Genomic DNA, 13,803 nt, shown 5'->3' with positions numbered 1-13,803 from the left:
ACGGTGAACTCCGACTGCTAGTGCAGTATACTATATAGGAGTACGATAATTGCCTATTCTTGCAGGCAGGAGGTCTTTTATGCGTTTTAAGGATGTATTTTCAATTATTGGTCCGGCGATGGTCGGTCCTTCAAGCTCACATACCGCTGGGGCGGCACGGATCGGGAGGGCCGCAAGGCAGGTGTTGGGTGAAGTACCGCGTGTGGCTGAAGTAACGTTTTTCGGTTCTTTTGCAGCAACTTATCAGGGACATGGCACTGATCGGGCAATTGTTGGAGGGTTACTTGATTTCACTACCGACGATCATCGGCTTCCAGATTCCCTAGAACTGGCGGTCGAATCCGGGATGGAAGTTTCTTTTAAGCAAGGAACAGGTCTGTTCCCACATCCAAACACCGTTAAGCTGCATCTCATCGGACAAGAAACAGGAAGCGAACTGACGCTAACAGGGACATCTATTGGTGGCGGAAACATCGAGATTGTTGATATCGACGGTTTTGGAGTGAAGCTTACGGGGATCTATCCGACGGTTCTGATTAATCATATGGATTATTTAGGTGTTCTGGCAAGTGTTACGGAAGTGATGCGTAACGGACAGTTTAATATAGGGCATATGTCTCTCGATCGTAAGAATCGTAGTGGTGCAGCCTTAACGGTGCTGGAGCTGGATGAAGCGGCTACACCGGAGCTTCTTGAAGCGCTTAAAGCGCTCACTGCTGTGAAATCCGTGAAGCTGGTTAATTTAAACGAAGGTAAGCAAGATGAGAAGGGGAAGGAAAGTTTAACATGAATTTTCAAACACTTAGCGAGCTGGCTGTATTGTGTGATGAACGTGGTCTCACGATTGGAGCACTTATGCTCGAAGAGCAAAGTGCGGAATCTGGACGTTCCAGTGATCATGAATTTTCCACGATGCGTGAATATTATGGCGTGATGAAAGAGGCTGTTCATCGCGGGATGCATGAAGATACAACTTCGCGCAGCGGTCTTACAGGCATGGATGCCCAGCGTGTAGGAGCATACAACGCGGCTGATGAGCCATGCCTAGGTGGACCTGCAGGTCAAGCTATGGCTTACGCGTTGGCTGTATCCGAAGTGAATGCTTCTATGGGCCGGATCATTGCGACGCCTACTGCTGGTTCATGCGGGATTATTCCGGGTGTATTTCTCAGCTGTCAGGAACGGTTTGGCTGGGATGATGACTACATGGTATCCGGATTGTTCGCAGCCGGGGCCATCGGTTATGTCATCGCCAATAACTCCTTTGTATCGGGTGCGGAAGGCGGCTGTCAAGCTGAGGTAGGTTCTGCCATTGGGATGGCCGCAGGCGCGTTAACCGAGCTACGCGGCGGAACGCCTGCACAAGCAGTGCATGCTGTCGGGTTAGCACTTAAGAACACTTTAGGCCTGATTTGTGATCCGGTTGGCGGACTTGTTGAGATTCCTTGTATTGTTAGAAACGGATTCGGTGCAGTTACTGCACTTGCCGCCGCAGATATGGCACTGGCTGGTGTTCGTAGTGTGATTCCTTCAGATGAAGTTATCAAGGTCATGCTCGAGGTAGGCTCAGCTATGCCAGAGAAACACCGCGAGACTGCAGGGGGCGGTTTAGCACAGACACCTACCGGCCGTAAAATCATGCAGGATTTACGCAAAAAGAAGTAATTAATACGTCTCAAATCACAATTTGTATTTAGAGCAGTTTGAAACGTTCCAGCTGATCCCATTGACCTTCTTGTCGAAGGATTTCTGCCTGCCTAGGTCCAATGAGGTCAAAGTGGGGAAACGATGAACGATTATGAATATATTGGGCAGGCAATCCGTTCTCCTCGCACCAGTGTTTCAGTGTGGTAAGATCACTACAGCCCACCTTGGTGACGGTAGTGATGCCGGGAAAGCGTGGATCCAGCCAATAATGAGTCAAGAAGGCGATCTCTCCTGCGGAGACCGCTTTTTTCCACCGGGATAATTCTTCTCTATTGATGCCGAAGGCCATAACTTCTCATCCTTATCTATTGTAGTTGACAACATTATAACCCATGAAAGGGGATTACATCATGAACGGACAAGTAAGAGCGGATATTCGTCCTGGGCTTGAAGTGGATATTGTACTTAAGCAGGATCAGCCTACAGGCAAGCTAACACACGGTACGGTGAAAGATATTCTCACGAACTCGCCTCGGCATCCGCATGGCATTAAGGTCAGATTGACTAGCGGACAGGTAGGACGAGTTAAGAATATTACAGGCAACTAAATAAACTACACTTCTCCATATTAAAAAGCACCCTAATCTCGGAGGCTGTTCTGTTCACGGAAACAGAACAACCTACGAATTAGGGCTTTTTGGTTTAAGTTGTTATATTCGGCCCATAAAATCCTCAACAGATTTATCAGCTTTAGTCTGATTACATAACGTGCAAGCGCAGACGCAATTATCTGGGGTTGTATGACCACCTTTAGCACGAGGTAGTAAATGATCAATGGTGTCCCCATAAGCGCCGCAGAAGTAGCAGGTGTAATTGTCTCTGGCTAGTATATAAGCGCGAAAATCCTTATTACTATACAATCGTCGAATCGTTCGACGGTTTACAACGATAGCGGCATGTTCCCTGACCAGGGTAATTGCAAGCGCTAGATCAATCTCCTGGTGCCAACGCCGTCCCTTGTCGCTATGACCGCGCATTAGAATCATCCCTTTGGTAGAAGGAATCAATTGGGTTGGATCTTCGGGATTTAGCTTTGTGCCTTGAGCATGCGGCCTTTTTCTTCGCTGTTCCAAACCTCGTACGCGTCGGTTCGGATTAGATTGTCCTGAAGAAGCAGCAGCGGAAGACGGCTTTCCCTCTTTGGGACGCTCCAATAGAGTGTGCTGATGGGTTTGAATCGTATCAAGCTTCACCAGTAAGGGGTTTGCTGTGAGTTTTATATTTAGTGTTTCCCGTTGTTTGCGACATTCACGGCAGGCACCACGGCGTGACTGCCCCTTGGAACGTTTTCCTGTACGTCTGCGAAATTCTGTGAGCGGCTTCAGCTTGTGGCAATAAGCACACTGCTTGGTAGATAGAAGGTCGGTATCGTTCATAGATATGTTAGGTGCAGCGCATGTGTACGCATGTCCTGTCTCCTTGTTTTTGAAATATAAACTATAAGTTCCACACCATAATTTATGTCTTGGATTTCTCGCTTATAAGGACGTAGAAGTTGTTTATGCTTTGGATTCAATGATGTTTATTTATGAGTTCCGTTAAGTGAAATGTTAGCTTCTAAACTTAGTATAACGTAAAGCGCTGCTGTTCACATCGTACGTAAAAAAACCGTAAACACAGCCAAATTTGTGATATGCATCTCGGTGATAAACAGGGAAAACTTGTAAAATAGAAAAAAGGGCAGATTCGTTATCTAGATAGGGTTGCTCTAATTCTTATTTGGAAATGGGGAAGTGAAATGGAATTAACGAAGGGAAGGCCGGGTACAGTAACATGGCTGTATATTCTTCTTATTTTTTTGGGGGTTGGAGCGTTAGGAGGGGGCGGTGCTCTTGTAATAGATCCAAGCGGGGATCTAATGAAAATGCCGACTTCTATGCTGGAAAGATCGCCATTCTCTGATTTTTTATTCCCGGGTATTCTGCTATTTATCGTATTTGGATTACTGCCCCTCCTCGTTGTTTATGGTCTGGTCAAGAGACCTCAGTGGCACTTGGTGGAACGATTAAATCCGTTCAAGCAATTATATAGCTTCTGGGCTTTGTCTCTGTATATCGGGTTTGGGCAAATCATTTGGATAACGGTGCAGACGTACATGCTGAATAGTGTTGCAATGATACATCTGATCTATATGAGTCTAGGGCTGTTGATTCAGACCGTTACACTACTCCCCTCTGTACAAAGTTACTTTTCGCTGGACGGCGGTACGGAAAGACGTTAAAATTGCAGTGAACAAAAGGCATTTCATTTGTCAGGGCAAGGAGCGAGCCGATTTGACAACGATATACGATATTGCCAAAAGAACCGGTTACTCTCCAACAACGGTTTCTAAGGCGTTTAATAATTATTCCGATGTACGTGAGAAAACTCGTCAGGAAATATTCCGGGTTGCCCAAGAAATGGGGTATTTGCCAAATTCACATGCCCGTACATTGACCACTAAGAAATCGTGGACCATCGGCGTGCTGTTCGTAGAGAATACGGGATTTGGTATTCGCCATCCTTTTTTCAGCGCTGTGATCGAAAGCTTTAAGAAGGTTGCTGTTGAAAAGGGTTATGCCCTCATGTTTATCTCTAAAGATGTCGGTGGTAAGCAAAGCGGTTATTTAGAGAATTGCAGGATTCGTGGCGTAGACGGCGTTGTTGTCTTCTTGTCCGATTATGAGGATCCGTATTTCCGTGAACTGCTTGAGAGTGATATTCCTACCGTTATTATGGATTTCGAGACTTCTGAGACGCATACGGTATGCTCAGATAATACTTCTGGAGCCCAGCTGGCAGTGGAGTATCTAGCCTCTTTGGGGCATCGCAAGATTGCCCATATTTCCGGAGGCATGAATACATTTCCAGGTAAAATGCGGGAGTTGGGTTACAAGACCGCTATGAAGCAGCGAGGGTTTAAAGTACCTAAGTCCTATGTTGTAAACGGAGCCTTTTATTCTCGAGAAAGCGGCTATAACGCGATGCTGGAGCTTCTTAAGCTCCCTGAACGTCCAACCGCCGTCTTTGCTTCCGGTGACTTACTAGCCTTAGGGGCTATTATGGCCGCTAAAGATAGTGGACTTTCCGTACCGATGGATATTTCAGTTATGGGTTACGATGACATCGATCTTGCCGAGTACGTTACACCTGCATTGACAACGGTGCGTCAGGATACGGAGCTTCTTGGAAGCCAAGCGGCGGACATTCTTTTAACATCAATTGAAGGTAAAGTATTAGATAAGGAAGCGATTTTAGTTCCGGTGGAAGTGGTTGAACGGGAATCCTGTGCACCTCCGATTAGCGGAAAGTAGTCTGATAAATCTTGACGAACTGAAAAGAGTCCTGCTAAAGTAAAAGACAGTATAGCTTTCAATTGTTCTTATGAGATGAGATAGTGGTATTTGGCACATCTTATGTAGTGAGATGGAGCTATAATAGACTCATTGTTATAAATGCTCTTTCAATTGATTTGGAAGATCATTTTTTTTCGAAATAATCGAAACCGGTTTCGATTATTTCGATCTGATGGCTCATTGCTCCGAATCTATAACATCGGAAGATGATCCAGTAAAGACTAGTGCTTTGGTAAGAAAACAATTCAGAGGAGATGGATGAAATGGCAAAAGTTCAAACTGTGGTAACTGCAAAAGATACAGGGGAACGCTTAACTCCAAAAGATGCAATTGTTTTTAGCGCAAGAGTAGGATCTGGGTCTGCCGATGTGGAGATTAAGCCAGAGCAGGAGTTTCAAAAGATGATTGGATTTGGCGGCGCTTTCACTGAAGCTGCTGCGTATACGTTGTCACGTCTGAGCTCCGAGAAACGAGCAGAGGTTATTCATCGGTACTTCCATCCAGTAGAGGGATTAGGCTATAGCATGGGGCGTGTTCATATTCACAGCTGTGATTTTGCCCTCGGCAATTATACTTATGTTGCTGATCATGACACAGAGCTAGCTACTTTTGATATCTCACATGACCATAAGTGGGTACTTCCGCTGATAAAAGACGCCATGGAAGTAAGAGGCGGTGCATTCACGATGCTGGCTTCTCCTTGGAGCCCTCCGGCATGGATGAAAACAAATGGAGAAATGAATAACGGTGGATCACTGAAGCCGGAATACGCAGAAGTTTGGGCACGCTACTATACGAAATTCATTGAAGCTTATGGAAAAGAGGGAGTACCGATTTGGGCAGTTTCCGTGCAAAATGAGCCGGCTGCCGTTCAGGTCTGGGATTCATGTATTTATAGTGCGGAAGAGGAACGGGATTTTGTTAAAAATTATCTTGGACCGGTGATGCATCAGACCGGCCATTCAGATGTGAACATTGTAATCTGGGATCATAACCGCGATATTATGGTCGAGCGTGCTTCGGCAGTATTATCTGATCCTGAAGCTGCAAAGTATGTGTGGGGTACAGGTATTCACTGGTACGGAGGCGAGGAGTTCGACAAAGTAGAAAAGGTACATGATTTATTTCCTGACAAGCATTTGTTGTTCACAGAGGGCTGCCAAGAGGGCGGCGTTAAGCTGGGAGAATGGTTTACAGGCGAACGTTACGGCAGAAACATGATTGGAGATCTCAATGCGTGGACAGAAGGATACCTGGATTGGAACCTGGTACTGGATGAGACTGGAGGTCCTAACCATGTAGGCAATCTCTGCGATGCGCCGATTATTGCAGATACTACAACGGATGAAGTGCACTATAACAGCTCCTATTATTACATTGGGCATTTCAGTAAATTCATTGCGCCAGGTGCAGTACGGATCGGATTTACATCTGAAGCGGAAGGTATCTTAACCACAGCATTCCGTAATCCTGACGGTAGTATTGCTGTCGTACTGATGAATGAAAGTGAAGAAGTGCACAGTGTAACGCTAGGTCTAGGCGAAGAGATTGCAAGCAGCGAGCTATCGCCTCATTCCATCGTAACGCATTTGATTTCATAAATAATCTACAACTTAGGAGGACATAAATATGAGCAACTATTATTTCGAATCAGGTACATTTGTAATGGAGCAATTTGATGAAGGAAAGCCTTTTTCCAGTTTCTTACCGGGTCTTGCCGGACTGAAGGGAATTCCGATGTGGACTTTTTATGTGAATCGGGGTCAGGCCATTTGCAGCTTCGGGGTACGCGATAAGAATTCGCCGATCATGGAATTCTCTCCTGCAAATATCTCTTATAAGAACGTAGGGACGACCGGTTTCAGAACCTTTATCAAAATTAAAGGCGAGCAAGAGATTTATGAACCGTTTCAATCTGCACGTCCAGATCCTGCTGCAAAGCGCCTCATGACCATTTTGCCTAATGGGCTTACCATTGAAGAAAGCCATGCCGGACATGGTCTGAAGACGACCGTACACTATTTTAATTTGCCTAATGATGATTATGCAGCGTTGGTACGTCGGGTAGAGATTGAGAACATCGGCGGTAAAGAGATCGAGCTGGAGCTGATGGATGGTCTGCCTGAAATCTTGCCTTATGGCGTAGAGAACAGTGGATACAAGGAAATAGGGAATCTACTGCGCAGCTGGATGGACGTATACAACTTAGAGAATGGTATTCCGTTCTATAAGCTGCGTTCCAGCACCAATGATGATGCACAGGTTAGCGAAATTACCAATGGCCATTTCTACCTATCGTTCACTGGAGAAGGAGAAAAAGTCTCGCCAATCGTCGATTTCGAGCTAGTCTTTGGTGGCAATACCTCGCTTACGTACCCAGACCGCTTTGCGGGATTAACCCTTGCCGAACTGGGCGAGCTTCCGCAATACCCGGTCAACAAGGTTCCGTGCGGTTTTAGCGGAGTGGCAAGACGTTTAGCACCAGGAAGCAATCTGATCCTGAATACACTGGTTGGACATGTAAATGACATCGACAAAATCAATAAGAAGGCGGAGCAGTTATGCCGCGATGAATATATCCTGTCTAAATCTCAAGAGGCCGCAGGTCTGACGGAGGAATTAACGGAAGACATTGCTACTCACACTTCATCGGCTGTGTTTGATGCGTATTGCCGTCAATCCTATCTCGATAACTTCCTGCGTGGAGGCTATCCTTTTGTCTTTGACAATGGTGGTGATGGCTTTGTAGTTCACTTATACTCGCGTAAGCACGGTGACTTGGAGCGTGACTACAATTTCTTCTCACTCGCCCCAGAATATTATTCACAGGGGAACGGAAACTTCCGTGATATGAATCAGAATCGTCGGAATGATGTGTTTTTTAATCCGAAGGTGGGTAGCTTTAACATCAAAATGTTCTATAGCTTGATTCAGGCGGATGGTTACAATCCACTGAGCGTGCAAGGAACAACCTTTGAAGTGAAACCGGATAGTAAGGCACAAGCTGCGGAGTGGATTGGAAAAGCTGCGGCAGATCATCAAGCTGAGCTTGTAAAGCTGTGCAGCACTCGGTTCACACCAGGTAGCTTAGTGAACTATATTGCGGATCATAACGTTACCTTGAAGGTAAGCGAGCAACAATTTTTGTCGGGATTACTTGCCCTGTCACAGCAAAACATTGAGGCAGCTTTTGGCGAAGGCTTCTGGTCGGATCACTGGACATATAATATGGATCTGGTAGTAGGTTACTTGGATATCTTCCCTGACAAAAAGCAGGAGCTTCTATTTGGGGATTACACTTATGCGTTCTATGACAGCCCAGCGTATGTGCTGCCACGAAGTGAGAAATATGTAATCAGTGACGGAAAGGCTCGGCAATATGGTGCACTCCTTGAGGATGAGGAGAAGCTGCACAAGCTGAAGTGGAAAGCTGGAGATACACATTGGCTGCGTACTGAAGGCGGTCACGGCGCCATTTACCACACCAATTTGTTCGTGAAGATGTTGTCCCTTGCCTTGAATAAATTTGCTACACTTGATCCTTATGGTATGGGTGTAGAAATGGAAGGCAATAAGCCGGGCTGGAACGATGCTATGAATGGACTGCCAGGATTGTTCGGCTCCGGAATGAGTGAGACTTTTGAGCTGAAACGTACCGTAGTCTTTTTGTTAGATGCTCTGAACGGCAAAGAGAACGTCCAAGGAGCTGTAGATCTGCCAGAAGAAATTGCTCAGCTGCTTGAAGAGGTATATCGAGCGGTAACAGCTGTTCTTTCGGGAGATTTGGAACAATTTAATTATTGGGACACTGTAGCTTCAGCGCGTGAGGCCTACAGAGCACGTATCCGTTTTGGTATTACTGGGGTTGAGTCTGAAGTAAACTTAGAATACATTCGTGAGGTCCTTTCCAAGTTCTTGGTCAAAATCGATGAGGGGATCAACAAGGCGGTAAAACTGGGTAACGGGCTTACCCCAACGTATTTCCGCTTTGAGGCGAAGAAATTCCAGCAGGTGACAGATGCTGAAGGTCAACCGGTACTTAGCGGATACGGCCTCCCAAAAGCTGTGGTAGAGGAGTTTGAGGTATTTGCATTGCCGTATTTCCTTGAGGGACCTACTCGTTGGTTGAAGACGCTGAAGGATCCGGTGCAAGCCAAAGAAATCTATAATTTGATTAAGCAAACAGAGCTATATGATCCGACTACGTCTATGTATCAAACTTCGGTTAGTTTAGAGGGAGAGTCTCATGAGATCGGACGAATGAGAGCCTTTACGCCAGGCTGGCTAGAGCGGGAGTCTAACTTCTTGCATATGTCCTACAAATATTTGCTTGAGCTGCTGAAGGGCGGGCTATACGAGGAATTCTACGGCGAGCTGAAGACCTCTCTAGTTCCGTTCCTGGATCCGGCTGTCTATGGACGCAGCACGCTTGAAAATTCATCCTTTATTGCGACTGGAGGCAATCCTGATCCTAATAATCACGGTAGAGGGTTCGTAGCAAGACTAAGTGGATCGACTGCTGAATTCCTGAGTATGTGGAGAACGATGATGGCCGGAAGCCATGTTTTCAGAGTAGAAGATGGACAGCTTACGTTATCTTTGGATCCGGTTCTACCAGGCTGGCTATTTGATGAACAAGGCAATCTCTCTTTCACATTTCTAGGTGGCACGGAAGTAACTTATTCGAACCCACAATGTGAGAATACGTTTGGGGAGAAGAAGGTTGTTATTCAGAGCATGACGCTCGTCTATCACGATGGAACAGTGACCGAAATTTCAGGAGCACTCGTTCGTGGCGATGAGGCAGAGGCTCTGCGGCGTGGAGAGATCAAGCAAATTCGAGCAATAATGGCATAGAAAATAAGGGAGGGCCTAGGCCCTCCTTTTATTTTTTTCTCCAAATATAAGAAAGTCCTTAAAGGACACCGAAGGCGTTTTAGCTTGAACCCGAAAAATGGAACCTATAACCCGAAATTCAAAGCCTTACGGAGACAGGCAAAAGCAAATACAATAAATACATAGATATTGTAAGCGCTTCAGAAAAAGAAAAAGATACATAGCCTGGAGGTCCAAAGGATGGAGAACAAAAAAAGCGTGGAAGTAAGCCCAGCGATGAATCCGTTAATTCCTGGCAATTTCGAAACCGGTAAAGTAAATAGAAACTCGCTGTGGAGGAGATTTTTAGCCCAGCGTCATTTACAGACCATGGCCCTACTAGGCGTAGCCTGGATGATCATCTTCAACTACATTCCAATGTATGGAGTTATTATTGCCTTCAAAGAGTTCAACATTGTCAAATCAATTTCCGAAGCTCCATGGGTAGGACTAGCTCATTTCAAAGAATTCCTACAAGATGAAAGCTTGGTTGACGTTATTAGGAATACGTTAGGCATTAGCTTGATCAAGCTCTTCATCGGTTTTCCGCTGCCGATTATATTTGCACTATTCCTAAACGAGGTCCGTTCGGTGAGATTCAAAAAGTGGATTCAGACGATTTCGTATTTACCTCACTTTCTCTCATGGGTTGTACTCGGCGGGATTCTAGCGACCTGGCTTGCGGATATAGGGATTATCAATAACATCTTGTTAGCGCTAAATATCATTGATCAGCCTATTACCTATCTGGCCGAACCTAGCTATTTCTGGACGATTGTTATTTCATCTGATATTTGGAAGGAACTTGGATGGTCAGCGATTATATATCTAGCAGCAATCTCTGGTGTATCTCCTGAAATGTATGAGGCTGCTACGATTGATGGTGCTGGAAGATTCCAGAAGATGTGGTTTGTTACGCTGCCGGCCATCAAATCGACGATCAGTATTCTCTTCATTCTTGCAGTCAGTGGTGTACTAAGCTCCAACTTCGATCAGATCTTGGTGCTACGTAACTCGTTGAATGATAGTGCAAGTAATGTAATCGATTATTATGTGTACTACACAGGGATTCTCTCAGGCCGCTTCTCCTATTCGGCTGCGGTTGGACTATTAAAATCGATTATTGCTCTAATCTTGCTGCTGATAGCTAACCAAGTGTCTAAAAAAATCAACGATACATCATTGTTCTAGGATAAGGAGGACCTACACATGTTTGCTCTCAATCGCAAAACGAAGGGCGAGGCCCTATTCGATATCGTCAACAATATCATTATGCTGTGTATTTGCTTCATAACGCTTTATCCGATCTGGTACGTACTCGTCAATGCCTTTAATGAAGGCACGGACGCTATGCGAGGTGGTATATACTGGTGGCCGCGGGTGTTCAGTCTAGGAAACTTCAAGGCAGTGTTCGACAGCCCTGGCATTATGCAGGCGATGTGGATCACCGTTGCCAAAACAGTGATCGGCACAGTCCTGCATGTATTTTTCACAGCGATGGTAGCCTATGCATTTTCTCGTAAAGGCTTGATTGGTGGAAAGTTTTACATGTTTATGGGTACAGTTACGCTCTTCTTCGCGGGAGGGTTGATCCCTAGCTTCTTGCTTATCAAAGACCTTCAGTTACTAGATAATTTCTTAGTGTATATCATTCCTGCGATGTTTAGCTTCTTCGATCTTATTATCTTCATGACCTTCTTCCGAGAGATTCCTGAAGGATTGGAGGAAGCGGCCCGGATTGATGGGGCTAATGATTGGTCCATCTTCCTACGAATTGTGCTTCCAGTGTCTATGCCTGTTATTGCGACCATTGCGCTGTTCCACGGCGTGTTCCAATGGAATGATTATTTTACAGGTATGATCTATATCAATAATACAGAGCTACAGCCGATTCAGACGTACCTTTTCCGCGTTGTAGCACAATCTAGCTCGACTCAAATGATGGTCGCTGCACAAGGTAGCGGCATGACAAGAAGCGTAACGTCACAGTCTATTAAGCTGGCGACGATGGTGGTCACCACACTTCCTATCGTGTTCGTATATCCTTTCTTACAACGCTACTTTGTTAAAGGCATGATGATCGGCTCCATTAAGGGCTGATCCTTAGTAAAGGTAACTCCTCCAGCAGCTCATCTCTATGAGCTCTGGGGTTGAGCTTATAATTAACAATCATAGAAAAGGGGTAAAGAATATGGGTATGAAACGCAAACCGAGAACAGCGATGGCTCTACTTCTGGCAGCGATTATGGCCTTGTCAGCCGCAGGCTGTTCCAGTGGAAATAACGCTAAAGGAAATTCGGATGGTACTAAAGAAACGAACACGGGGGCGACAAATGCACCTGCTGCTACATTGTCTGCTGATGAACCAGGTTGGAAGATTGACACTTCACCGATTACGTTTGACTGGTACCTGAACTTCTCTTGGTTCCCTAACAAATGGGGCGTGGACCCAACTTCTCAATATGTAACTAAGAAGACCGGCGTTGATATTAATTTCATCGTTCCGGCTGGTAACGAGAATGAGAAACTGAACACACTCATTGCTTCTGGTAAATTGCCTGATTTCATCACATTGGGCTTCTATGAAGATGCAATTAAGAAAATAATCGAAGGTGATCTTGCGCTACCTCTGAACAAGCTTGCTGATGAATATGATCCTTATTTCTACAAAGTTTCTGATAAAGATAAGCTGAATTGGTACACTCAGGAAGATGGCAATGTGTATGGCTATCCTAACTCTTCTTCCTCTCCTGCTGACTATGAGAAATATGGAGAGAACTACGTATCCAACCAAGTATTCGCGGTCCGTAAGGATATGTATGAAGCGATTGGCAGTCCTGATATGCGCACACCAGAAGGTTTCTTGAATGCGCTTAAGTTAGCGAAGGAGAAATTCCCTGACGTAAATGGACAGCCGCTAATCCCGCTTGGTCTGCATGAATTTGGTGTAAACGGTAATGATTCTCTGGAAGGTTATCTTCAGAACTTCCTGGCAATTCCTAGAGAAAAAGATGGTCAGGTATATGCCCGTGAGACTGATCCTGAATATATCCGCTGGATGAAGACACTTCGCCAAGCGAATCAGGATGGACTGCTTGCTAAAGATATCTTTATTGATAAACGTCCACAAATGGAAGAGAAGATCGCTCAAGGTCGTTATTTCGCGATGCTCTACCAACGTACAGACTTTGCAGCGCAACTAGGTACGATCTACCAACAAGATCCTAGCAAAACTTATATTGCTATTGATGGTCCTTCGAATACGAACTTGGATCAACCGACCCTAGATGGACCTGCGATCGCAGGCTGGACAGTAACACTGATCTCCAAAGATGTAAAGGATAAAGCTCGCGCTATCCGCTTCCTAAGCTACTTGAACAGTGAAGAAGGTAATAAAGATTTGTTCCTCGGTGAAAAGGGTGTCAGCTACGAAACGATTGATGGCAAAGACCAATTTAAGCCTGAAGTGTTTGATCTAATGAATAAGGATCGTTCGGCGTTTGATAAGCAATACGGATCTTCGTTCACCTACTGGATGATGCAGAACACGAATATCACGGATCAATGGGCACCTAAATCAGTAGAACCTTTTAAACAATTGGAAGATTGGACGAGAGGAAAAGCGACTAGTACTTCAACGTTCCAACAGATTGATCCTACAGGTAACTCCCCTGAAGGCATCATTGCTACAAAGCTGAAAGAACTGCGCGGGAAGACGATTCCTAAGCTGCTTATGGCTTCTTCGGATGCTGAGTTCGATAAAATATGGAGTGAGTATTTAGCGAAACAAAAGGATATAGGTGTAGATAAATTCCAAGCCTATCAACAGAAAAAGTATGAAGAGAACAAAGTGAAGCTCGCCCAATAAAATATAACCCAGAAGCCC

At 45.2% G+C, this 13,803-nt stretch carries 12 protein-coding genes; 10 read left to right on the top strand and 2 right to left on the bottom strand.

Annotated elements, in window-relative coordinates:
• The first annotated feature begins 79 nt into the window (after nucleotides 1-79).
• Together sdaAB and sdaAA are read left to right on the top strand one after the other, a co-directional pair.
• Complete coding sequence (gene sdaAB, locus NSQ29_RS25145; RefSeq protein ID WP_339244491.1) at nucleotides 80-790, top strand: L-serine ammonia-lyase, iron-sulfur-dependent subunit beta; 711 nt, start codon at nucleotides 80-82, stop codon at nucleotides 788-790.
• On the top strand, nucleotides 787-1,665 hold the full coding sequence (sdaAA, locus tag NSQ29_RS25140; protein WP_341126367.1) for an L-serine ammonia-lyase, iron-sulfur-dependent, subunit alpha: 879 nt from the start codon (nucleotides 787-789) through the stop codon (nucleotides 1,663-1,665). The genes sdaAB and sdaAA overlap by 4 nt, the downstream gene beginning before the upstream one ends.
• A gap of 28 nt (nucleotides 1,666-1,693) precedes the next feature.
• Here sdaAA and NSQ29_RS25135 read toward each other — a convergent pair whose 3' ends face one another.
• On the bottom strand, nucleotides 1,694-1,996 hold the full coding sequence (locus NSQ29_RS25135; RefSeq protein WP_042184436.1) for a hypothetical protein: 303 nt from the start codon (nucleotides 1,994-1,996) through the stop codon (nucleotides 1,694-1,696).
• Between the two features lie 61 nt (nucleotides 1,997-2,057).
• Between NSQ29_RS25135 and NSQ29_RS25130 the strand changes: the two genes are divergently transcribed.
• On the top strand, nucleotides 2,058-2,255 hold the full coding sequence (locus NSQ29_RS25130) for a YwbE family protein (protein WP_042184438.1): 198 nt from the start codon (nucleotides 2,058-2,060) through the stop codon (nucleotides 2,253-2,255).
• Nucleotides 2,256-2,357: 102 nt separating this feature from the next.
• Here the strand turns inward: NSQ29_RS25130 and NSQ29_RS25125 are convergent, their stop codons facing one another.
• The gene (locus tag NSQ29_RS25125) at nucleotides 2,358-3,083 is read right to left on the bottom strand and encodes an HNH endonuclease (RefSeq protein ID WP_339799988.1); all 726 of its coding nucleotides are present in this window, start codon (nucleotides 3,081-3,083) and stop codon (nucleotides 2,358-2,360) included.
• 362 nt (nucleotides 3,084-3,445) lie between these two features.
• On the opposite strand from NSQ29_RS25125, the gene NSQ29_RS25120 reads away from it, so the two are divergent.
• The 7 genes from NSQ29_RS25120 (at nucleotide 3,446) to NSQ29_RS25090 (ending at nucleotide 13,785) form a co-directional block, all read left to right on the top strand.
• Nucleotides 3,446-3,928: a hypothetical protein gene (locus tag NSQ29_RS25120; RefSeq protein ID WP_339268436.1), complete on the top strand. Its 483-nt coding sequence runs from the start codon at nucleotides 3,446-3,448 to the stop codon at nucleotides 3,926-3,928.
• A gap of 52 nt (nucleotides 3,929-3,980) precedes the next feature.
• Complete coding sequence (locus NSQ29_RS25115; RefSeq protein ID WP_042184444.1) at nucleotides 3,981-5,000, top strand: LacI family DNA-binding transcriptional regulator; 1,020 nt, start codon at nucleotides 3,981-3,983, stop codon at nucleotides 4,998-5,000.
• Between the two features lie 305 nt (nucleotides 5,001-5,305).
• Nucleotides 5,306-6,643 carry a glycoside hydrolase family 30 protein gene (locus NSQ29_RS25110; RefSeq protein WP_341126366.1) on the top strand — a complete coding sequence of 446 codons (1,338 nt, stop codon included), beginning with the start codon at nucleotides 5,306-5,308 and terminating at the stop codon, nucleotides 6,641-6,643.
• Between the two features lie 28 nt (nucleotides 6,644-6,671).
• The gene (locus NSQ29_RS25105; RefSeq protein ID WP_341126365.1) at nucleotides 6,672-9,899 is read left to right on the top strand and encodes a cellobiose phosphorylase; all 3,228 of its coding nucleotides are present in this window, start codon (nucleotides 6,672-6,674) and stop codon (nucleotides 9,897-9,899) included.
• A 219-nt stretch (nucleotides 9,900-10,118) separates the two neighbouring features.
• Nucleotides 10,119-11,108, top strand: coding sequence for an ABC transporter permease (locus tag NSQ29_RS25100; protein ID WP_340973907.1), 990 nt, complete (start codon nucleotides 10,119-10,121; stop codon nucleotides 11,106-11,108).
• Nucleotides 11,109-11,126: 18 nt separating this feature from the next.
• Nucleotides 11,127-12,017 carry a carbohydrate ABC transporter permease gene (locus NSQ29_RS25095; protein WP_340973909.1) on the top strand — a complete coding sequence of 297 codons (891 nt, stop codon included), beginning with the start codon at nucleotides 11,127-11,129 and terminating at the stop codon, nucleotides 12,015-12,017.
• A gap of 91 nt (nucleotides 12,018-12,108) precedes the next feature.
• On the top strand, nucleotides 12,109-13,785 hold the full coding sequence (locus tag NSQ29_RS25090; protein WP_340973911.1) for an extracellular solute-binding protein: 1,677 nt from the start codon (nucleotides 12,109-12,111) through the stop codon (nucleotides 13,783-13,785).
• Nucleotides 13,786-13,803 lie beyond the last annotated feature (18 nt).

This window comes from Paenibacillus sp. FSL F4-0236 (assembly GCF_038000135.1).
Lineage (GTDB): Bacteria > Bacillota > Bacilli > Paenibacillales > Paenibacillaceae > Paenibacillus_AQ.
The sequence above is the reverse complement of the archived record's forward strand: the minus strand, read 5'-3'. Positions and strand labels throughout refer to the sequence as shown.

Bases quoted from the DNA above. Each gene is read 5' to 3' on its own strand.
- sdaAB (WP_339244491.1), top strand. From the start codon at position 80: ATGCGTTTTAAGGATGTATTTTCAATTATTGGTCCGGCGATGGTCGGT.
- NSQ29_RS25120 (WP_339268436.1), top strand. From the start codon at position 3,446: ATGGAATTAACGAAGGGAAGGCCGGGTACAGTAACATGGCTGTATATT.
- NSQ29_RS25135 (WP_042184436.1), bottom strand. From the start codon at position 1,996: ATGGCCTTCGGCATCAATAGAGAAGAATTATCCCGGTGGAAAAAAGCG.
- sdaAA (WP_341126367.1), top strand. From the start codon at position 787: ATGAATTTTCAAACACTTAGCGAGCTGGCTGTATTGTGTGATGAACGT.
- NSQ29_RS25125 (WP_339799988.1), bottom strand. From the start codon at position 3,083: ATGAACGATACCGACCTTCTATCTACCAAGCAGTGTGCTTATTGCCAC.
- NSQ29_RS25090 (WP_340973911.1), top strand. From the start codon at position 12,109: ATGGGTATGAAACGCAAACCGAGAACAGCGATGGCTCTACTTCTGGCA.
- NSQ29_RS25095 (WP_340973909.1), top strand. From the start codon at position 11,127: ATGTTTGCTCTCAATCGCAAAACGAAGGGCGAGGCCCTATTCGATATC.
- NSQ29_RS25130 (WP_042184438.1), top strand. From the start codon at position 2,058: ATGAACGGACAAGTAAGAGCGGATATTCGTCCTGGGCTTGAAGTGGAT.
- NSQ29_RS25110 (WP_341126366.1), top strand. From the start codon at position 5,306: ATGGCAAAAGTTCAAACTGTGGTAACTGCAAAAGATACAGGGGAACGC.
- NSQ29_RS25100 (WP_340973907.1), top strand. From the start codon at position 10,119: ATGGAGAACAAAAAAAGCGTGGAAGTAAGCCCAGCGATGAATCCGTTA.
- NSQ29_RS25105 (WP_341126365.1), top strand. From the start codon at position 6,672: ATGAGCAACTATTATTTCGAATCAGGTACATTTGTAATGGAGCAATTT.